Source organism: Nonomuraea composti, assembly GCF_012034275.1.
GTDB classification, from domain to species: domain Bacteria; phylum Actinomycetota; class Actinomycetes; order Streptosporangiales; family Streptosporangiaceae; genus Nonomuraea; species Nonomuraea composti.
The window spans coordinates 1-19,864 of the sequence record NZ_JAATEP010000007.1 but is presented as its reverse complement, the minus strand read 5'-3'; the positions used below and the strand labels follow the sequence as shown (position 1 = coordinate 19,864).

Sequence of the window (19,864 nt, the reverse complement as noted above, 5' to 3'; positions counted from 1 at the left end):
TGCGTCAGGAGGTGCGTCATCACAGTCGGAGATCTCGGCGAGTTCGGTGTAGTAAATCGTATTACCACCCGTCTGCCCCAAGGTGCGGCGGTAATGCTCGGCCCGGGTGACGACGCCGCCGTCATCGCCGCGCCCGACGGGCGTGTGGCCGTCTCGACCGACCTGCTGCTCGAAGGCCGCCACTTCCGCCGCGACTGGTCCTCCGGCTACGACGTGGGCCGCAAGGCCGCCGCCCAGAACCTCGCGGACGTGGCCGCCATGGGCGCCACCCCCACCTCGCTCGTCGTCGGGCTCGGCCTGCCCGCTGACCTGCCCCTGACCTGGCTCGACGCGCTCACCGACGGCTTCGCCGACGAGTGCGCGACCGTCGGCGCGAGCGTGGCCGGCGGCGACGTCACCCGCTGCGACCTGGTCGTCATCGGGGTGACCGCGCTGGGCGACCTGGGCGGGCGGGCCCCCGTGCTGCGCTCCGGTGCCCGGCCCGGGCACGTGGTGGCGGTGGCGGGCCGGCTCGGGTACGCCGCCGCCGGATGGGCGCTGCTGGAGGCCGGGGTGCCCGCCGACACGCCCCTGCTGGCCGAGGCCGTGGCCGGGCACCGCGCGCCGAGCCCGCCGTACGCGATGGGGCCGCTGGCGGCCGAGCTGGGAGCCAGCGCCATGCTCGACGTCAGCGACGGGCTGCTGCAGGACCTCGGGCACGTCGCCGAGGCCAGCGGCGTACGCGTGGAGCTGGACCCCGAGGCGTTCCCCGTGGGCGAGCCGGTGGTGGCGGCGGCCAAGGAGCTGGGGGCCGACCCCCTGGAGTGGGTGCTCGCGGGTGGTGAGGATCACGCTCTGGCGGCGGCGTTCCCGGCGGAGGTGCGGCTGCCGGACGGGTGGCACGTGGTGGGCCGGGTGTCCGAGGGGGAGGGCGTGCTGGTGCACGGGCGCGAAATCGGGCGTCGCGGGTGGGATCACTTTGGGTGATTATCTGTCCCGATTTAAGTGAAATTTTCCGAGTTTGGGGTAGGACTCGTGGGATTGCTGTGACAACGGCGTAGTAAAGGTGTTATGAAGATTGGCGGCCACTGTAACCGGAAAGAAAGGGCAGCCATGGGCCGCCACGGCACAGGTGGATCCGACGACGGGGACGAACGGGGGAACAGCGCATTCTGGGGTCCTGACGAGCAGGCCGAGCCGCCGGGCTGGCCGTCGCTGCCGGACCGGCCGGAGGTCACGGGGCAGTGGGCCCCCATGCCGCGGCGCACCGACGCGCCGCCACCGCGTGGGCCGCAGCCGGAGCCGTTCGAGACCACCGGAGCCTTCGCGCTGCCCAACGACCTCGCCGGTGGCCTCCCCCCTGCCAACGACCCCGCGGGTGCCTTCCCGCCCCCCAGAGGGCCGAAGGAGGACGAAGCCGGTCCGTTCGAGACGACCGGCGCCTTCGCGCGGCCGCCCGAGTGGGACCAGCAGGGCGGGCGTGGCGACTTCTCCGGGCCTTCGACCGGCGACTTCCCCGCGAACGGGCCCGAGGGGACGGCCGTCTTCGGCGCGCCTGGTGCGCCTGCGCCTGGTGCGCCCGGCTCGAACCCCTTTGACCGGCCCGGCCCGCTGGACGCCGCCGCCGAGCGCACGAGCTTCTTCGACGTGCCCGCCGAGCGCACGGCGTTCTTCGACGGGCCTCCAGACCGTATGGGCGCCCCTGCCCCCGGCCATCCCGGCGCCGGGCGTCATGGAGATGGCCAGCCGCCCTTCGGCCGTCCTGGAGAGGGGACCGGGCCGTTCGGGGCGGCCGACCCTGAGGGTACGGCCAGGTTCGACGCGCCGTCCGGCCCCACCAGCGTCTACAGCGGCCCGCCCGAGCCCGGCGACATCAAGGTGGCCGGCGAGCCCACGGCCGCGCTGACCCCCGCCTGGGCCAGCGCCGAGACCGGCTTCCTCGACGCCGGCTGGTCCAACGACCCCGGCCGGCCGGACGACGACGAGCCCCGGGGCCGCCGTGGCCGCCGCAAGCAGGGCCGCGGCGCCGGTGGCGGCGGTGGCGGCGACGACGTGCTGGCCGCCCCGTCAGGACCCGGCAAGGGCCGGGTGGCGCTGCTGTCCGTGGCCGCCGTGGCCGTCGTGCTCGGCGGCACCGTGGCGGGCGTCAAGTTCATGAGCTCGTCCGGCGAGCCGGGCAAGTGCGAGGGCGCGACCTGCGCCGCCGTACAGGTCACGAGCAGCGCGCCGGGCCCCGCGGTCTCCGAGCCCGCCGAGGAGGACTCCGAGGCCCCGACGGACGAGGAGCCCGCGGAGGAGGCCGCCGAGGACAGCGAGCCCGCCGAGACCCCGACGCCGACCGCCTCCTCCAACGTCCGCACGCCGCAGCGCGTGACCACGACGCCCACGCCGTCGCCGAGCAAGAGCAGGACGAAGAAGCCGGCGGAGCCGAAGGACGAGGAGACGGAGGACCCGCCGGTCGAGGAGAGCGTGTCGGAGACCCCGAGCGACGAGGTCTCGACGCTGGACGACACCCACACCGACACGGGCGCCGGCACGCCCGGCGGCAGCACGCCCGCGCCCACGTTCACGGGCTCGGTCGGCTCGACGGGCGGCAACGCCGGCTCGGTCAACGTCAAGCAGACGATCAAGCAGCGCCTCGCCACGTACTCGGCGGACCTGACGCTGTCGAACACCTCTCCCCAGACGCTGGAGAACCCCACCGTCTCCGTCCCCGTGGACGGCCGCGTCACCGACGTGGACGGCGCCGAATGGACGCAGGACGGCGACCTGCTGATCCTGGACCTGACGGTGCCGCTCGCGGCCGGGGAGTCGGTCGAGGTCACGTTCACGGCCACGGGCCGTGGCTCCGAGGCGCAGAACTGCGGCCTGGTCGCCGGGGAGTGCGTCGTCACCTGACACACGGCAAGAAAAGGGGGGCTCTGGACGACCGTCCAGAGCCCCCCTTTTTCTTGGGCCGGGCCAGGGCATGACGAAGGCCCGCAGCTCCCTCGACGGGAGAGGCGGGCCTTCGCGGACGTGCGGGACTAGCGGGTGACCTTGCCCGCCTTGATGCACGACGTGCACACGTTCAGCTTCTTCGGCGTGCCGCCGATGACCGCGCGAACCGTCTGGATGTTGGGGTTCCAACGACGGCGGGTGCGGCGGTGCGAGTGGGACACGTTGTTGCCGAAGGTCGGCCCCTTGCGGCAGACATCGCAGACGGAAGCCACGGTATCGCTCCTTAAAACAGTCGATGTAGCCCTGTCCGCTGATGCATTCCACGGGCGGAGGGCATGCCGGGACAACCGGCCAGCCAGACGAGAATATCTGATCCACGCCGATGGGCGCGAACCAGAGCATCTGGACCAGGTCCCGAGCGGCGATATTCTCCTCGGACAACGGTAGCGCATACGGGCCGGTCGGGAGGCGCACATGAAGATCCTCGACCCTCCAGCCGTACGACGCTGGGCCCGCCTGACCGCCGACGCGCTCGGCCAGGTGCGCACGGAGATCGACGCGCTCAACGTGTTCCCCGTGGCCGACGGCGACACCGGCACCAACCTGCACCTGACCCTGCTGTCCGCCGCCGAGGCCGTCGAGTCGCTGCCCGACGACGTCGAGCCGGCCGTGATGTGGCAGACGCTCTCGTACGGGGCGCTGGTCGGCGCGCGCGGCAACTCGGGCGTGATCGTCAGCCAGGCGCTGCGCGGCCTCGCAGAAGTGCTCAAGGACGGCCCCGACCTGCGGGCCGGGCTGCTCAGGGCGGCCGTGCTCGCCAGGGAGGCCGTCTCCAGGCCGGTCGAGGGCACGGTGCTGACCGTGCTGGAGTCGGCGGCGCGGGCCGTACAGGGGCTGGAGGGGGAGCCGTACGAGGTGGCCAGGCAGGCCGCGGGGGAGGCCCGCGCGGCGCTGCGCCGCACGACCGGCCAGCTCGACGTGCTCGCCCGCAGCGGCGTCGTGGACGCCGGCGGCGCCGGGGCGACGATCATGCTGGAGACCCTCGCCGAAGTGATCGGCGGCACCTCCGCCGGCCACTACGACGTGCCCGAGCCCACCTCCCGGGTGTCGCCGATGGGCGAGGTGGGGGCGGGCTACGAGGTGATGTACCTGCTGGAGGCCGACGACCGGGCCGTGGCGGCCCTGCGCGAGCAGCTCGACGCGATGGGCGAGTCCCTGGTCGTCGTGGGCGGCGACGGGCTGTGGAACGTCCACGTCCACGTCCCCGAGGCAGGGCCGGCCGTCGAGGCCGGGATCAGGGCGGGCCGGCCGCACCGGATCCGCATCACGTACCTGGCGGAGAGCGACCGGCGCGACGGCGCGGGCCGCGGCGTCGTCGCGGTCGCGGCGGGCGACGGGATCGCCGCGCTGTTCGAGGAGTGCGGCGCCGTCGTGGTGCGGCGCGAGCCCGGCACCCGGCCCGCCCTGCCCGCCGTGCTGAGCGCGATCAGGCAGGCCGGCAGCGAGGTCGCCGTCCTGCCGAACGACGACGGCGTCCGCTCCGTCGCCGCCGCCGCCGCGGAGATCGCCCGCCAGGACGGCGTGACCGTCAGCGTGCTGCCCACGAAGGCCACCGTGCAGGGGCTCGCGGCACTGGCCGTGCACGACCCGCTGCGGCGCTTCGACGACGACGTGGTGGCGATGACCGACGCGGCCGGGCACACCCGCTACGGGCACGTGACCGTCGCCGACAGGACGGCGTTCACCAGCGCCGGGGTGTGCCGGCCCGGCGACGTCCTCGGCATGATCGACGGCGACGTGGCGCTCATCGGCGAGTCCGTCGAGGACATGGCCACCGCCGTCGTGGACCGGATGCTGGCGGGCGGGGGCGAGCTGGTCACGCTGGTCACGGGCAGGCAGGCGCCGGAGGGGCTGACCGGCCGCCTGGAGGCGCACCTCAAGCGCACGCGGCCGGAGGTGGACCTGGTGGTGTACGACGGGGAGCAGGGCGGCTACCCGCTTTTGATCGGCGTGGAGTGACCGGGGGCCTTGGCGGTGGTCGCGTGGGCCTTGATCGGGGTCGAACGGCCGTGACCGTGTGCCGGCTGAGGATTCCTGTCGGCGGCAAGCGGTAGAACTTATTGCCGTGAGCCGTTTCGACGAGCCTCTGACGAAGGCGCTCGACCCGAAGACCGCCAAGCTGCTGCACAGTGTGCTCGGCCTGGAGACGGTCGGCGACCTGCTGCGCCACTACCCGCGCCGCTACGCCGAACGCGGCGAGCTGACCTCGCTCGACGCGCTGGAGGTCGACGAGCACGTCACCGTGGTCGGCGAGGTGACCCGGCTGATGCGCAAGCCCATGCGCAACCGCGGCGGCACGTGGCTGGAGGTCGAGGTCGTCGACGGCAACGGCAGCCGGATCTACCTGTCGTTCTTCGGCAAGGGCTCGCACGTGGCCGAGTCGCGGCTCAAGCCGGGCCGGCGCGGGATGTTCGCCGGCAAGGTGGGCCTGTTCGGCTCCCGTACGAACCCGCGCTGGCAGCTCGCGCACCCCGAGTTCGAGCTGTTCGAGGAGGGCGAGGCGAGCGCGGAGGAGTTCGCGGCGGCGCCGGTGCCGATCTACCCGGCGGGCAAAGACCTGACGCCGTGGGCGATCAGGCGCGCCATCGGCATGGTGCTCGACACCCTCGGCCCGCTCGACGACCCGCTGCCCGCGAGCCTGCGCGCCCGCCACGGGCTCCAGGACCTCGGCGAGGCACTGGTCGCCATCCACCGGCCGAAGGACTTCGCGGAGATCGGGCGGGCGCGGGCGCGGCTGAAGTTCGACGAGGCGTTCGTGCTGCAGGCCGTGCTGCTCCAGCGGCGCCAGGCCGCCACCGCCTGGCCCGCCAAGCCCAGGCCGCGCCGCCCCGACGGGCTGCTGGCCGACTTCGACACGCGCCTGCCGTTCTCGCTCACCGAAGGCCAGGCCCAGGTGGGCGAGGAGATCGCCGCCGACCTGGCGCGCGAGCACCCCATGCACCGGCTGCTGCAGGGCGAGGTCGGCGCCGGCAAGACGGTCGTGGCGCTGCGCGCGATGCTCCAGGTCGTCGACGCCGGCGGGCAGGCGGCCCTGCTGGCGCCCACCGAGGTGCTGGCCCAGCAGCACCACCGCTCGATCACGAACATGCTCGGCGACCTGGCACAGGGCGGCATGTTCGGCGGCACGGCCGTCACGCTGCTGACCGGCTCCATGGGCGCCGCCGCCCGCCGCGCCGCCCTGCTCGACGCCGCCTCCGGCACGGCCGGCATCGTCGTCGGCACGCACGCGCTGCTCCAGGAGCACGTCCAGTTCGCCGACCTGGGGCTCGTCGTGGTCGACGAGCAGCACCGGTTCGGGGTGGAGCAGCGTGACGCGCTGCGCGAGAAGGCGGGCGGCGGGCGTCCGCACGTGCTGGTCATGACCGCCACCCCGATCCCGCGCACGGTCGCCATGACCGTCTTCGGCGACCTCGAGGTCTCCACGCTCTCCCAGCTCCCCTCCGGCCGCGCCCCCATCACCACCCACGTCGTCCCCGCCGCCGAGAAGCCCCACTACCTCGAACGCACCTGGCAGCGGGTCAGGGAGGAGGTGGCGCTGGGGCGGCAGGCGTACATCGTGTGCCCGCGCATCGGCGACCTGGAGGGCGACGAGGGAGACCTCGCGGGGGCGTCTTCCGACGACGAGCGCCGGCCGCCGCTGGCCGTCCTCGACGTGGCCGAGCTGCTCACCCAGGGCCCCTTCCACGACCTGCGCGTCGCCACCCTGCACGGCAAGCTCCCGCCCGAGGAGAAGGACGCGATCATGCGCGCGTTCACGCGGGGCGAGCTCGACGTCCTCGTGGCCACGACCGTCATCGAGGTCGGCGTCGACGTCCCCAACTCCTCCGTCATGATCATCATGGACGCCGACCGCTTCGGCGTCTCCCAGCTCCACCAGCTCCGCGGCCGCGTCGGCCGCGGCGGCCTGCCCGGCCTCTGCCTCCTGGTCTCCGACTTCCCCGAAGGCACCCCCGCCCGTGCCCGCCTCGACGCCGTGGCCGCCACCCTCGACGGCTTCGAACTGTCGCGCGTCGACTTGGAACAGCGCCGGGAAGGCGACGTCCTGGGGGCCGCGCAGTCGGGCAAGCGGTCGTCGCTCAAGCTCCTGCAACTCCTCAGGGACGAGGACGTCATCACCACGGCCCGCGAGGAAGCGGCGGCCCTGCTGGAATCGGACCCTGAGCTGGTACGGCACGAGGGGCTGCGCGCGGAGATCGAGCGACTGCTGGCGGACGAACGAGCGGAGTACCTGGAGAAGACCTGACGGGCGGCTGGAGAGCGTCGGAAGGCGGGGTGCGCCGTCGCCGCACGCCCCACCGCCACGCCGGGGCCGCGTCACGTGCCGGGGGCACGCCGGTGCGGTGAGATGGCGTTTCGGGGCGAGAGCGCCGCACGGGGCTGAGTTCCCGCTGGGTTCGGGCGCCGGTGCGGCGGCACGGTGTGCGGCGGGGCTCGGCGCAAGGCGTGCGGCGGGTGGCGGTGACCTTGGCTGTGCCGTAAAAGAAGGTGATTTGAATGATGCCCAGCCGCGGGGACGGCCTCCCCCCGAATGCCGTCCCCGGCTGGGCCCACCCTCGGGTCAGGTGCCGAGGGAACCGGCGTGCGGAAGGGCTCACGATCACGCCGGTCGGCCTTCACGTGGGTCACCTTGAAGGCCGCAGTCATCATCTTGCGGCCCCGGCCCCCCGATGTGAATCACCCTTGCGTAGTCGAGGCAGACACTTGTCCACTCTTGACCTGGGCGAACATGCGGAACAATGGGTCACATGACGCGGATCATCGCAGGCGTGGCAGGTGGGCGGCGGTTGGCCGTGCCGCCGGGGCGCGGCACGAGGCCGACGAGCGACAGGGCCAGGGAAGGGATCCTCTTGACGCTGGATTCACTGTACGGACTCCGTGGCGCCCGCGTCCTCGACCTGTACGCCGGCTCCGGCGCCGTCGGTCTGGAGGCGTTGTCGCGGGGGGCGGCCGAGGCGGTGCTGGTGGAGTCGGATCCGAAGGCGGTGCGCACGATCAGGGCGAACGTGGCGGCGCTCGGCCTGGAGGGTGCCCGCGTGGTGGCCGACAAGGTGGAGCGGATGCTGGCGAAAGCTGGTGAGGCGCAGCCGTTCGGGATCGTGTTCGCCGATCCGCCGTACGCGGTGGCGGATGACGAGGTTCAGGCGGTGCTGGCGTTGCTGCGGGACAACGGCTGGCTGGCGGATGAGGCTTTGGTGGCGTTCGAGAGGGAAAGCAGGGGAAAGCCCTTGGTGTGGCCTGAAGGCTACGTTGAGGAGAGGGTCCGTCGTTATGGCGAAGCGTCCGTTTGGTACGGTCGCGCCGCCGGGAACCCGTAGACCTGGGAGGCGTCTTGCGCCGCGTAGTCTGCCCGGGGTCGTTCGACCCCATCACCAATGGCCACCTCGACATCATCGGCCGTGCCGCACGGCTGTACGACGAGGTGACCGTGGCAGTCCTCATCAACGTCGAGAAGAGCAGCCTGTTCACCGTTGACGAACGGATCGAGATCCTGCAGACCGTGACCAAGGAGTTTCCGAACGTCAAGGTGCGGAAGTTCCACGGCCTGCTGGTCGATTTCTGCAGGCAGAACGACATCCCCGCCATCGTCAAGGGCATCAGGGTGGTCAGCGACTTCGACTACGAGCTGCAGATGGCGCAGCTCAACTACCGCATGTCGGGGGTCGAGACGCTGTTCATGCCGACGAACCCCGAGTACTCGTTCCTGTCGTCCTCCCGGGTGAAGGAGATCGCCCGGTATGGTGGAGACGTCTCGGGGCTGGTGCCCGATCTCGTGCACAAGCTGCTCGTCGAGCGGCTCAGGGGCTGAGCGCAAGCTGCTATCCTTTCATTTCGGCCTTGTACGACGGCGATCGTTTTCGCCATGCCTAGCGAGAGCAGGATGACTCAGCACCTCGACCCCCGCTCCCCGTGGGTGATCTCCACTCATGACCTGGGTAAGCGGCCAGGGACGATGCGGCAGATGACCCTGACCCTCCCGGCACCGGCGGATCTCGGCGTCGACATGATCGGTGTCCCCAAAGACGCCGAAGTCGAGCTGGATCTGCGGCTCGAAGCAGTGATGGAAGGCGTGCTCGTCTCTGGCACGGCGCAGGCCCCGCTGGCCGGGGAGTGCGCGCGGTGTCTCGATCCGGTCTCCTCGGAGATCGAGGTCGATCTGCAGGAGCTGTTCTTCTACTCCGACGAGGACGCCTCGGAGGAGGATTCGCTGCTCGACGGCGAGCTGCTCGACCTCGAGCCGACGTTCCGCGACGCGGTGGTGCTCGCACTGCCGTTGAGCCCCGTCTGCCGTGAAGACTGCGCGGGGCTCTGCACGGAGTGCGGGGTCAAGCTGGCCGAGGCCGGCGACGATCACCGGCACGAGAAGATCGACGCCCGCTGGGCGTCGTTGCAAGGTCTGATTACCGACAAAGATAACGATCAGGAGAAGTGACGTGGCCGTCCCGAAGCGAAAGATGTCGCGGAGCAACACCCGCGCCCGTCGCTCCCAGTGGAAGACGACTGCTGTCGCCCTGGTGAGCTGCCCGCAGTGCCGTTCGCCCAAGCAGCCGCACATCGCGTGCCCCACCTGCGGCACCTACAACCGTCGTCAGGTCATCGAGCCGTCCGCCTGATTCTGAAGCAGTTGACGTGATGCCGACCGGGTGCCAAAGTGCCTCGGTCGGCGTTACCGTCTCAGATGCGTGCGGCGGCGGTTCGCCCGCGGCCGTGGTGGACGCCGGGGCTAACGTGTTACCCCGACGCCCACCACGTTTTCGGGCATCTTCCGCAGTCGGCGCGCCATAGGAAGATGTCCGAGGAGGAAGCACGTGGGCGCAGGTCCGAAGCCGGTGGCCGTGGAGGTCGCCAGAGACGAGCTGGAGCGGGTCCTGTCGGTCGGTCTTGACCCCGACATCCTGGAGCGCGCGCTGACGCACCGCTCCTACGCTTACGAGAACGGCGGCCTGCCCACCAACGAGCGCCTCGAGTTCCTGGGCGACTCGGTGCTGGGCCTGGTGGTCACCGACACCCTCTACCGCAACCACCCCGACCTGCCGGAAGGCCAGCTGGCGAAGCTGCGTGCGGCGGTGGTCAACATGCGTGCCCTGGCCGACGTCGCCAGGGGGCTCGGGCTGGGCCGGTTCCTGCGGCTCGGCAGGGGCGAGGAGGGCACCGGCGGGCGCGACAAGTCCTCCATCCTGGCCGACACCCTTGAGGCGCTGATCGGCGCGATCTACGTCGACAAGGGCCTCGACGAGGCGTTCCGGGTGGTGCACCTGCTGTTCGACCCGCTGATCGTGCGCTCGGCCTCGCTCGGCGCGGGGCTCGACTGGAAGACCTCGCTGCAGGAGCTGACGGCCTCCGAGGCGCTCGGCGTGCCCGAATACCACGTGGAGGAGAGCGGCCCCGACCACGCCAAGTCGTTCACGGCGATGGTGCGGGTCGGCGGCGAGTCCTACGGGTCGGGCACCGGGCGCAGCAAAAAGGAGGCCGAGCAGCAGGCGGCCGAGGCGGCGTGGACCCGCATCAGGGCCCGTCGCGAGCAGCGCGAGAGCCAGCCCGCGGGCTGAGCGCCGGAAGGGGTGCGAACCCTCCGGGCGTTCCCGTGGGGTGAGAGTTAGGTACCCGAGGAGGCCATGTGCCTGAGCTGCCGGAGGTCGAGGTCGTCAGGCGCGGCCTCGCACAGTGGGTGATCGGCCGCGAGATCGCCTCCGCCGAGGTGTTGCACCCGCGCGCGATCAGGCGGCACGTGCCCGGCGCCGACGAGTTCACCGCGCGGCTGAAGGGCCGCGCGGTGCTGTCCGCCGAGCGCCGCGGCAAGTACCTGTGGTTGCCGCTGTCGGGCGCCGGTGAGGCGCTCCTGGCCCACCTGGGGATGAGCGGCCAGCTGCTGGTCGTGCCGCAGGACGCGCCGCCGGAGAAGCACCTGCGGGTCCGCCTGCGCTTCGCCGACGGCGGCCCCGACCTGCGTTTCGTGGACCAGCGGACGTTCGGCCACGTCATGCTGAGCCCGCTGGTCGGCGGCGTGCCGGAGCCGATCGCGCACATCGCGCCCGACCCGTTCGAGGCGGCGTTCGACGAGGCCGAGTTCACCCGCAGGCTCAGGGCCAAGCGCACCGAGATCAAGCGGGCGCTGCTCGACCAGTCGCTGATCAGCGGCGTCGGCAACATCTACGCCGACGAGGCCCTGTGGCTGGCCAGGCTGCACTGGGCCAGGCCGACGGAGACGCTGACCCGTCCGAAGGTGGCCGAGCTGCTGGCGGCCGTGCGCACGGTCATGGGGGCGGCGCTGGAGCAGGGCGGCACGTCGTTCGACAGCCTGTACGTCAACGTCAACGGCGAGAGCGGGTACTTCGAGCGCTCGCTGGAGGTGTACGGCCGGCGCGACCTGCCGTGCTCCCGCTGCGGCACCGCGATCAGGCGTGAGGCGTTCATGAACCGCTCGTCCTACTCCTGCCCGCGATGCCAGCGACGGCCGCGCTGAGCAGGGTGAGCGCGGCTCCGGCCCACATCACGGCCGAGACCGGCAGCGCGTCGGCGATCCGCCCGCCGGCGAACGAGCCGAGCGCGATGGACAGGTTGAACGAGCACACGAACAGCGCGGTGCTCAGCTCGCCGCCGCCGGAGCGCATGATCCACAGCTGCAGCGTCACGCCGACGCCGCCGTAGCCGAACCCCCACACGACCAGGGGGATGAGGGCGGGCAGCCCGGTGGTCACGAGCGCGATCATCGGCACCGCCATGAGCAGGACCCGGACGATCAGCGTGGTCCGGGGGTTCCTGGCGGCCTGCGCGCCGGCCACGAAGTTGCCCGCGACGCCCGCGGCGCCGTACAGGAGGAGGGCGGTGCTGACGAGGGCGGGCCCGGCGTGCGCGACCTGTTCCAGGAACGGCCGGACGTAGGTGTAGGCGGCGAAGTGGCCGGCGACGGTGAGCGCGGTCAGCACCAGGATGACCCTGAGGGGCCCTGAGAACCACGAGGAGCGCTTTTCCGGCGTAGGGGAGGATTCCGGCTCAAGGGACGGCTTCAGCGGCGGCAGGGTCGCCGCCAGCACCGCGAGCAACGCCAGGGCCAGCACGCCGGTCGCCACGAACGCGCTGCGCCAGCCCGCGAACGACGACACGAACGTCGCCGCGGGCACCCCCAGCACGGACGCGACCGACACCCCGCCCAGGATGATCGACGTGGCCCGCCCGATCGACCGCTCGGGCACCAGCCGTGGCCCCAGACCGGCGGCGAACGCCCAGAACCCGCCGATGCTCACCCCGGTCAGCACCCTGGCCACCAGCAGGACCGCGGCGTCGGGCGCGATCGCCCCCGCGAGGTTGGCCACCGCCAGCAACGCCATCAGCCCCATCAGGATGAGCCGCCGGTCGACCCGGCGCGCGCCCACCGCCAGCACGGGGGCGGCGACCGCGGCCACCAGCCCGGGGGCCGACATGGCCAGCCCGGCCGTGCCCGCCGAGATGCCGAGATCGCCGGCGATCGAGGTCAGCAGGCCCACGGGCAGCATCTCGCTCGTCACGATGGTGAAGGTGCCGATCGCGACCGAGGTCACGGCCAGCCACCGCGCCCTCACCTGAACATCTGTCATCGTCATGCGATTCAGCCTCTTGTCGCCGGCCTGCGGGAACAATGACGAACTCCGAAGGCTTGCTTTAGGTGGGCTAAGCGATCGGAGGTGCCGGATGGAGTTCAGGGAGCTGGAGTGCTTCGTCGTCCTCAGCGAGGAGCTGCACTTCGCGCGTACGGCCGAGCGGCTCTACTTGTCGCCGGGACGGGTGAGCCAGCTCTTGCGTGCCTTGGAGACCAGGATCGGCGGCCGGCTCTTCGACCGGACGAGCAGGCGGGTGCGGCTCACCCCGCTCGGCGAGCGGTTCCTGGCCGACCTGCGGCCCGCCTACGACGGCATGGCTCAGGCCGTGACCAGGGCGAAGGCGGCGGCGCGCGAGGTGACGGGGGTCATCAGGGTCGGGTTCCTGGCCACGCCGACGGACGTCGTGACGGGCAGCGTGCGGGCCTTCGAGCGGCGCAACCCCGGCTGCGCGGTCGAGCTGGTGGAGATCACCCTGGCCGACCCGTTCACGAAGCTGCGGTCGGGGCTGGTGGACATCGCGTTCACGCTGCTGCCGCTGGCGGAGCCGGACCTGGCCACCGGCTCGGCGCTGAACCACGTCTCCCACCGGCTCGGCCTGTCCGTGCGGCATCCGCTGGCCGGGCGGGCGCGCATCTCGGCGGAGGAGCTGGCCTCCGTCCCGCTGATCGGGCTGGACGGGCCGGCGCCGCGCATGTGGCACGAGCGGATCGCACCCTCCGTGACCCCTTCCGGACGTCCGATTCCCCTGGCCGGTAGGGTGGCGACCACGCAGGAGGGCTTGACTCAGGTGGCGCTGAACCGGGGTGGGATGTTGTTCTGCACGCCCACCGCCGACCAGCTCGTGCGCCCCGACCTCCGCTTCGTGCCCGTCACCGGGCTGCCCCCGTCGATCCTGGGCCTGGCCTGGGTGCGGGCCAGGGAGACGGCCGCCATCAGGGCGTTCAACGAGGCGGCGGTGCGTGAGTCGGCCATGGAGCTGGTGGCGTGAAGGGGATGTGATGGCGGGGAGCGGCGAGGACGTCCGGCTGACGGCCTGGGTGCGCGGCCGGGTGCAGGGCGTGGGCTTCCGCTGGTGGACGCGGGCGCGGGCGCTGGAGCTCGGTCTGGTGGGCTGGGCGCGCAACACCGACGACGGCCGCGTGGAGGTGGTCGCGGAGGGGCCGCGGGCGGCGTGCGTCAACCTGCTGGAGCTGCTCAGGGGTTGCGACACGCCGGGAAGGGTGGATGGAGTAGTGGAACGGTGGAGCGAACCCCGAGGTAGTTTGGCCGGGTTCATGGAGAGGTAGCACGTTTCGCCAAACCGCCCAAATAGGGTATAGTTGTATGTCGGGAGTGCCCATCAGTAGGGCTCAGCGGTTCGTTCGACTTGACCGCCCACACTGCCGGTGCGACTCTTGTTAGGTACCACGCGCACCCCTCCCGCGGAATAGAAGTGCGCGAACCAGTCTGGTCACTCAGCGTGGAGGACCCTTTACCATGGCGAAGGCTCTACTCGGCCACGTCGGCGGTCCTGACCCTCGGATGGTCTCGGAAATGCGCCGCCTGCAGCAGCGTATCCGGGATCTGGAGGCAGAACTCATCCGACTTCAGGCCACGAATGACGCTCTTGCAGCGCAAACCCGCGACGAGGCGCTAAGCCGCGTGCAGGAGCGCGAGCCGGCACTCACCTGAGAGTGATCGGAGCGCAAGATCCAGGGACGTCTCGAAGAGGCGTCCCTTGTTATTTGCCGAGAATTCACCCTTCCCCCGCCCCGACGCGGATGCCCGCGCGGGGCGGCCAGGACCAGTAGGCTTTTCCGAGGTCTGTTCAAGGTCCGTTCAGGAGAAGGGGGTCGCGCTTGTATCTCAAGACCCTCACCCTGCGCGGCTTCAAGTCCTTCGCCTCGGCCACCGCGCTGCGCTTCGAGCCCGGCATCACCTGCGTCGTCGGCCCCAACGGCTCCGGCAAGTCCAACGTCGTCGACGCCCTGGCCTGGGTCATGGGCGAGCACAGCGCCAAGTCGCTGCGCGGCGGCAAGATGGAGGACGTCATCTTCGCCGGCACCTCCTCCCGGCCCCCGCTGGGCCGCGCCGAGGTGACGCTGACCATCGACAACTCCGACGGCGCGCTGCCGATCGACTACACCGAGGTCACGATCAGCCGGCTGATGTTCCGGTCGGGGCAGAGCGAGTACGCGATCAACGGCGACACCTGCCGCCTGCTCGACATCCAGGAGCTGCTGTCCGACTCGGGCATCGGCCGCGAGATGCACGTGATCGTCGGCCAGGGCCAGCTCGACGCCGTGCTGCACGCCGGTCCCGAAGACCGGCGGGCCTTCATCGAAGAGGCCGCGGGCGTGCTCAAGCACCGCAAGCGCAAGGAGAAGGCGCTGCGCAAGCTCGACGCGATGCAGGCGAACCTGACCCGCGTCCAAGACCTTGCCACCGAGCTGCGCCGCCAGCTCAAGCCGCTCGGCCGCCAGGCCGAGATCGCCCGCAAGGCCGCCGTCATCCAGGCCGACCTGCGTGACGCGCGGCTGCGGCTGCTGGCCGACGACGTGTGCATCCTGCGCGCCACGCTGGAGCGCGAGGCCGCCGACGAGGCCGCGATCACGGCCAGGCGGCAGCAGGTGGAGGCCGAGCTGGCGCAGGCGCAGCAGCGCGAGAGCGCGCTGGAGGCCGCCGAGGCCGAGGCCCAGCCGCGCCTGGCCGCCGCCCAGGAGACCTACTTCAGGCTGTCCTCGCTGCGCGAGCGCATCACGGGCCTCGACCAGCTCGCCACCGAGCGCCACCGCCACGCCCTCGACGCCGCCGCCATCGAGCGCCGCGGCCGCGACCCCGAAGACCTCGAACGCGAGGCCGCCGAGGTGCGCGAGCAGGAGCTCATCCTCAAGGCCGAGCTGGAGCAGGCGCACGAGCTGCTGGAGGAGGCCGTCCAGCGGCGCGCCGAGGCCGAGGCCGAGCTGAGCGCCGAGGAGCAGCGGCTCGCGCTGGCCGCCAGGGCCGCCGCCGACCGCCGCGAGGGCCTGGCCAAGCTGCGCGGCCGGGTCGATTCCGTACGCAGCCGCGCCCGCGCCGCCGAGGAGGAGATCGGCCGGCTCCAGCAGGCCGTGGCCGAGGCCGGCGCCCGCGAGCGCCAGGCCAGGGAAGACCTGGAGGCCCAGCGCCTGGAGGCGCCCGCCGCCGACCCCGTGCTGGCCGAGGAGTTGGCCGCCGCGCAGGCCGCGGTCGAGGAGGCCAGGGCGGTCGCCGACGAGGCGCGTGCCGCGCTGGAGGAGGCCAAGTCCGGCCTCGACGCGCCGCGCGCCGCGCTGCAGGCCGCCAAGTCGGGCGTGAGCACGGCCCGCGCCGCCGACCAGGAGGCGCAGCGCGCGGTGGCGGCGCTGGCCGCCCGGCGCGACGCCCTGGAGCTGGGCCTGGCCAAGGGCGACGGCGGCGCCGCCCTGCTGGACGCCGACCTGGGCGGGATGCTGGGGCCGCTGGCCGCCTCGATGCAGGTCACGCCCGGCGCCGAGGTGGCGGTCGCGGCCGTGCTGGGCCCGGTGGCCGAGGCGATCGCCGTCAAGACCCTCGACACGGCCGTGGAGGCCCTGGAGCTGCTGCGTACGCAAGGATCGGGCCAGGCCACGCTGCTGGTCGCCGGGGGCGGGCACGGCGGGGCCGGGGGCGCCCGCGCGGCCGCGCCCGGCAACGGCCGGTGGGTGGCGGACCTGGTGACGGTGTCCGACCACCTGCGCCCGGCCCTGGAGCACGTGCTGGCCGACGTCGTGCTCGTGGACGACCTGGACAAGGCCAGGGCCGTGGTCGAGCGGCATCGCGAGCTGCGGGCGGTCACCAAGGAGGGCGACCTCGTCGGCGCCCACGTGGCCACCGGCGGGGCCGAAGGGGGCACGTCCGTCCTCCAGGTGCGGGCCGCGCTCGACGAGGCCGTCAGAGACCTGGAGGAGGCCGAGGCCAGGGCCGAGGCGAGCGCCGTCGCCCTCGACGAGGCGATCGAGGCCGAGCAGGTCGCCCAGACGGCGCTGGAGCAGGCGCAGGCCCACGTCAGCGAGGCCCAGAGCGCCGTCACCACCGCGCAGGCCGGGGTGAGCGCCGCCCAGGGCGCCCTCGACCAGGTCAGGGCCCGCCAGCGGGAGGCCGACCAGCGCAACGCCGCCGCGGCCAGGCGGCTGGCCCAGATCGAGGCCGCCGCCAACGCCGCCCGCGACGAGGCCGAGCGCCTGGCCAGGAGCGTGGCCCAGGCGGAGGAGGCCCGCACGGAGGGCCAGGAGGAGCTGGCCGAGCTGGAGATCCGGCTGGCCGAGGCCGAGTACGCCCAGGAGCTGGAGTCCGAGCCGACCACCGACCTGCGCGACGACCTGGCGGCGGCCGTGGAGGCCGCCAGGCAGCGCGAGATGGACACCCGCCTCCAGGTGCGCACCGCCGAGGAGCGCGTCAAGGGTATCGAGGGCCGCGCCGACGGCCTGCTGCGGGCGGCCAGGCGGGAGCGCGAGGAACGCGCCCAGGCGGCCGCTCAGCGCGCCCGGCGCAGGCGCCAGGCCGCGCTGGCCGAGGCCGTCAGCAAGGGCGCCAAGCAGGTGCTGCAGGCGCTCGCGGCGTCCGTCGAGCTCGCCTCCAGGGAGCGCGACGAGGCCGACCTGACCAGGGTGGCGGTCGACGCCGAGCTCAAGCAGGTACGCCTGCGCGTGCGCGAGCTGGGCCAGGAGCTCGACAAGCTGGTCAATCGCGTGCACGGCAACGAGGTGGCCCGCACCGAGCAGCGGCTGCGGCTGGAGCAGATGGAGCAGCGGGCGCTGGAGGAGTTCGGGGTCGAGGCCGAGGCGCTGGTCGCCGAGTACGGCCCCGAGGTGCCGGTGCCGGGCGAGCCGCCCGTCCCGTACGTGCGGGAGGAGCAGGAGAAGCGGGCCAGGGCGGCCGAGCGGCAGATGAACCAGCTCGGCAAGGTCAACCCGCTGGCGCTGGAGGAGTTCGCGGCGCTGGAGGAGCGGCACTCGTTCCTCAACTCCCAGCTCGAAGACCTCAAGAAGACCAGGCGCGACCTCATGACCGTGGTCAAGGAGGTCGACGACCGGGTGGAGCAGATGTTCGCCTCGGCGTACGAGGACGTCGCCCGCGAGTTCGAGCAGATCTTCGGCCGGGTGTTCCCCGGCGGCGACGGCCGGCTGGTGCTGACCGACCCGGGCGACATGCTGACCACCGGCATCGAGGTCGAGGCCCGGCCGCCGGGCAAGAAGGTCAAGCGGCTGTCGCTGCTGTCGGGCGGCGAGCGGTCGCTGACGGCGGTGGCGTTCCTGATCTCGATCTTCAAGGCGCGGCCGTCGCCGTTCTACGTCATGGACGAGGTCGAGGCGGCCCTCGACGACACCAACACGCAGCGGCTGCTCATGCTGTTCGAGGAGCTGAGACAGAGCTCACAGCTCATCGTCATCACCCACAACAAGCGCACGATGGAGATCGCCGACGCCCTCTACGGCGTGTCGATGCGCGGCGACGGCGTCACCCAGGTCGTCAGCCAGCGGCTGAGAGAGCGCGAGACCGCCTGATCGGCACCACGCGGTTCGCCTGGTCGGTGTGGCCTTGTGCGTGACCATGGTGGTCGATCTGGAAAACTGACATCTTGTGGATGGTTACCTCGGCGTCATCGTGATCGTGGCCGTCGTCGCCCTGCTGGCGGCCGGCGGTCTCTTCCTGCTGTTCAGGCCGGGCCGTAAGGCGGCCCCGCCGGTCAAGCCGCCAGAGGCCCCCGTGCTTCCCGAGGAGGAGAAGCGGCCCGCCGGAGCGGGCGAGGAGGCCGAGGGCGCGACCACCACGCTGCCCCCGCCGCCGGTCAAGCCCGCCGAGCCGGTCGTCGTCGAGCCTCAGGTGGAGGTTCCGCCGCCGTCCGCGGGCCGGATGGTGCGGCTGCGCTCGCGCCTGGCCCGCTCGCAGAACGCGCTCGGGCGCGGGCTGCTGGAGCTGCTGTCCCGCGACCGCCTCGACGACGAGGTGTGGGACGAGATCGAGGAGAGCCTGATCACCGCCGACGTGGGCGTCGCGCCGACCCGCGCCATGGTGGAGGAGCTGCGCACGAAGGTGAAGGTGCTGGGCAGCCGCACTCAAGACGAGGTGCGCGGCCTGCTGAGGGAGCAGCTCCTGGCCCAGGTCAACCCCGACCTCGACCGTACGCTGCACGTGCAGAAGCACGGTGAGCGGCCGGCGGTCGTCCTCGTCGTGGGCGTCAACGGCACCGGCAAGACCACCACCACCGGCAAGCTGGCCCGCTCCCTGATCGGCGACGGCAAGAAGGTGGTGCTGGGCGCCGCCGACACCTTCCGCGCCGCCGCCGCCGACCAGCTCCAGACGTGGGGCGAGCGGGTGGGCGCCGACACCGTGCGCGGGCCCGAGGGCGGTGACCCGGCGTCCGTGGCGTTCGACGCGGTGGCCAAGGGCATCGAGGAGAAGGTCGACGTCGTGATCGTCGACACGGCCGGCCGCCTGCACACCAAGACCGGCCTCATGGACGAGCTGGGCAAGGTCAAGCGGGTCATCGAGAAGAAGGCCACGGTCGACGAGGTGCTGCTGGTCCTCGACGCCACCACCGGCCAGAACGGCATGCGGCAGGCGCAGGTGTTCGCCGAGGTGGTCAACATCACGGGCATCGCGCTGACCAAGCTCGACGGCACCGCCAAGGGCGGCATCGTCATCTCGGTGCAGCGGGAGCTGGGCGTGCCGGTCAAGCTGGTGGGGCTGGGCGAGGGGCCCGACGATCTGGCGCCGTTCGACCCCGAGGTGTTCGTCGACGCGATCCTCGGCGAGTAGGGCTGGCCCGAAGGCTACTGAAATGTGCCTTACCAGATGAGACCTTGATCGGCGACTTTTCAATGTGTTGACATGTATCGGTCATTTGATCGTTCGGTCCCGTTTGAACGTGAAAGGCCGCTCATGAAGAAGATCGTTGTTCACAAGCCCGGCACCGTGAAGCCGAGCGCCGGAGCCGCGCCCCGCCACAGCGCCTAGTTCGCTTGTTCCCGCACGCGCGAGCCGCGCGTGCGGGAACGGGTTCGGCCCGCCGGGCCGGCGTGTCAGGATGGTGCGTCGGCCCTGCCTCACCACGGGAGAGGGACCGCGTGGACACGATCTTCATCGACGCGGATCGCCGCATCGGCGGCCCGTACACTCTGGCCGCCGCGTTGCTCGGCCACCTCGTCCCGGCGGAGCTGGAGCGCCGGCCCGAGCTGGTCGCCGCGCACGACATCGAGATCAGGGCGGCCGCGCCGCACCTGAGAGACAGAGTGCCCTTACGCCGCCGCTCGCTGGCCGACACGCTGCCCAGGGAGCAGCGGGTGCTGGTG

Annotated in this window: 17 protein-coding genes and 1 pseudogene; 16 read left to right on the top strand and 2 right to left on the bottom strand. The window is 72.1% G+C overall.

Going from position 1 to position 19,864, the window contains the following annotated elements; all coding sequences use genetic code 11:
- Positions 1-18: 18 nt before the first annotated feature.
- Complete coding sequence (locus HCN51_RS11865; protein ID WP_168009925.1) at positions 19-966, top strand: thiamine-phosphate kinase; 948 nt, start codon at positions 19-21, stop codon at positions 964-966.
- A gap of 126 nt (positions 967-1,092) precedes the next feature.
- The gene (locus HCN51_RS11860; RefSeq protein ID WP_168009652.1) at positions 1,093-2,877 is read left to right on the top strand and encodes a hypothetical protein; all 1,785 of its coding nucleotides are present in this window, start codon (positions 1,093-1,095) and stop codon (positions 2,875-2,877) included.
- Between the two features lie 128 nt (positions 2,878-3,005).
- Here HCN51_RS11860 and rpmB read toward each other — a convergent pair whose 3' ends face one another.
- Positions 3,006-3,191, bottom strand: coding sequence for a 50S ribosomal protein L28 (gene rpmB, locus HCN51_RS59350; protein ID WP_049556934.1), 186 nt, complete (start codon positions 3,189-3,191; stop codon positions 3,006-3,008).
- A gap of 202 nt (positions 3,192-3,393) precedes the next feature.
- Here rpmB and HCN51_RS11850 point away from each other — a divergent pair, with 202 nt between their 5' ends.
- The 8 genes from HCN51_RS11850 to mutM all read left to right on the top strand — a co-directional run bounded on the left by HCN51_RS11850 (position 3,394) and on the right by mutM (position 11,440).
- The gene (locus HCN51_RS11850; RefSeq protein WP_168009650.1) at positions 3,394-4,938 is read left to right on the top strand and encodes a DAK2 domain-containing protein; all 1,545 of its coding nucleotides are present in this window, start codon (positions 3,394-3,396) and stop codon (positions 4,936-4,938) included.
- A gap of 106 nt (positions 4,939-5,044) precedes the next feature.
- Entirely contained in the window at positions 5,045-7,222 is a 2,178-nt protein-coding gene (gene recG / locus HCN51_RS11845; RefSeq protein WP_168009648.1) for an ATP-dependent DNA helicase RecG, read from the top strand.
- 502 nt (positions 7,223-7,724) lie between these two features.
- On the top strand, positions 7,725-8,294 hold the full coding sequence (rsmD, locus tag HCN51_RS11840; protein WP_168009646.1) for a 16S rRNA (guanine(966)-N(2))-methyltransferase RsmD: 570 nt from the start codon (positions 7,725-7,727) through the stop codon (positions 8,292-8,294).
- 14 nt (positions 8,295-8,308) lie between these two features.
- Positions 8,309-8,785, top strand: coding sequence for a pantetheine-phosphate adenylyltransferase (gene coaD, locus HCN51_RS11835; RefSeq protein WP_080045552.1), 477 nt, complete (start codon positions 8,309-8,311; stop codon positions 8,783-8,785).
- A 54-nt stretch (positions 8,786-8,839) separates the two neighbouring features.
- A complete protein-coding gene (locus tag HCN51_RS11830; RefSeq protein ID WP_080045553.1) occupies positions 8,840-9,409 on the top strand; it encodes a YceD family protein in 570 nt (189 codons plus the stop codon).
- A gap of 1 nt (position 9,410) precedes the next feature.
- Positions 9,411-9,590: a 50S ribosomal protein L32 gene (gene rpmF, locus HCN51_RS11825; RefSeq protein WP_033409409.1), complete on the top strand. Its 180-nt coding sequence runs from the start codon at positions 9,411-9,413 to the stop codon at positions 9,588-9,590.
- 216 nt (positions 9,591-9,806) lie between these two features.
- On the top strand, positions 9,807-10,526 hold the full coding sequence (gene rnc / locus HCN51_RS11820; RefSeq protein ID WP_080045554.1) for a ribonuclease III: 720 nt from the start codon (positions 9,807-9,809) through the stop codon (positions 10,524-10,526).
- 68 nt (positions 10,527-10,594) lie between these two features.
- Positions 10,595-11,440, top strand: a complete 846-nt coding sequence (gene mutM / locus HCN51_RS11815) for a bifunctional DNA-formamidopyrimidine glycosylase/DNA-(apurinic or apyrimidinic site) lyase (RefSeq protein ID WP_168009636.1) — start codon at positions 10,595-10,597, stop codon at positions 11,438-11,440.
- On the opposite strand, the gene HCN51_RS11810 is transcribed toward mutM, so the two are convergent.
- Positions 11,388-12,557 (bottom strand): MFS transporter, encoded by a 1,170-nt coding sequence (locus HCN51_RS11810; RefSeq protein ID WP_168009634.1) that lies wholly within the window; start codon positions 12,555-12,557, stop codon positions 11,388-11,390. The genes mutM and HCN51_RS11810 overlap by 53 nt on opposite strands.
- 88 nt (positions 12,558-12,645) lie before the next feature.
- On the opposite strand from HCN51_RS11810, the gene HCN51_RS11805 reads away from it, so the two are divergent.
- The 6 genes and pseudogenes from HCN51_RS11805 to HCN51_RS11780 all read left to right on the top strand — a co-directional run.
- Positions 12,646-13,542, top strand: coding sequence for a LysR family transcriptional regulator (locus HCN51_RS11805; protein WP_168009632.1), 897 nt, complete (start codon positions 12,646-12,648; stop codon positions 13,540-13,542).
- A 10-nt stretch (positions 13,543-13,552) separates the two neighbouring features.
- Positions 13,553-13,840, top strand: a complete 288-nt coding sequence (locus HCN51_RS11800) for an acylphosphatase (RefSeq protein ID WP_080047542.1) — start codon at positions 13,553-13,555, stop codon at positions 13,838-13,840.
- A gap of 190 nt (positions 13,841-14,030) precedes the next feature.
- Positions 14,031-14,225, top strand: coding sequence for a hypothetical protein (locus HCN51_RS11795; RefSeq protein ID WP_043618321.1), 195 nt, complete (start codon positions 14,031-14,033; stop codon positions 14,223-14,225).
- Between the two features lie 167 nt (positions 14,226-14,392).
- Positions 14,393-18,076 (top strand): chromosome segregation protein SMC, encoded by a 3,684-nt coding sequence (gene smc, locus HCN51_RS11790; RefSeq protein WP_168009630.1) that lies wholly within the window; start codon positions 14,393-14,395, stop codon positions 18,074-18,076.
- A 76-nt stretch (positions 18,077-18,152) separates the two neighbouring features.
- On the top strand, positions 18,153-19,331 hold the full coding sequence (gene ftsY / locus HCN51_RS11785) for a signal recognition particle-docking protein FtsY (RefSeq protein ID WP_168009621.1): 1,179 nt from the start codon (positions 18,153-18,155) through the stop codon (positions 19,329-19,331).
- Positions 19,332-19,639: 308 nt separating this feature from the next.
- A pseudogene (locus HCN51_RS11780) lies at positions 19,640-19,864 on the top strand (tetratricopeptide repeat protein); the annotation flags it as partial.

Coding starts and splice junctions, on each gene's coding strand:
- HCN51_RS11805 (WP_168009632.1), top strand. CDS start 12,646: ATGGAGTTCAGGGAGCTGGAGTGCTTCGTCGTCCTCAGCGAGGAGCTG.
- HCN51_RS11795 (WP_043618321.1), top strand. CDS start 14,031: ATGGCGAAGGCTCTACTCGGCCACGTCGGCGGTCCTGACCCTCGGATG.
- HCN51_RS11850 (WP_168009650.1), top strand. CDS start 3,394: ATGAAGATCCTCGACCCTCCAGCCGTACGACGCTGGGCCCGCCTGACC.
- HCN51_RS11810 (WP_168009634.1), bottom strand. CDS start 12,557: ATGACGATGACAGATGTTCAGGTGAGGGCGCGGTGGCTGGCCGTGACC.
- HCN51_RS11830 (WP_080045553.1), top strand. CDS start 8,840: ATGCCTAGCGAGAGCAGGATGACTCAGCACCTCGACCCCCGCTCCCCG.
- rsmD (WP_168009646.1), top strand. CDS start 7,725: ATGACGCGGATCATCGCAGGCGTGGCAGGTGGGCGGCGGTTGGCCGTG.
- HCN51_RS11800 (WP_080047542.1), top strand. CDS start 13,553: ATGGCGGGGAGCGGCGAGGACGTCCGGCTGACGGCCTGGGTGCGCGGC.
- HCN51_RS11860 (WP_168009652.1), top strand. CDS start 1,093: ATGGGCCGCCACGGCACAGGTGGATCCGACGACGGGGACGAACGGGGG.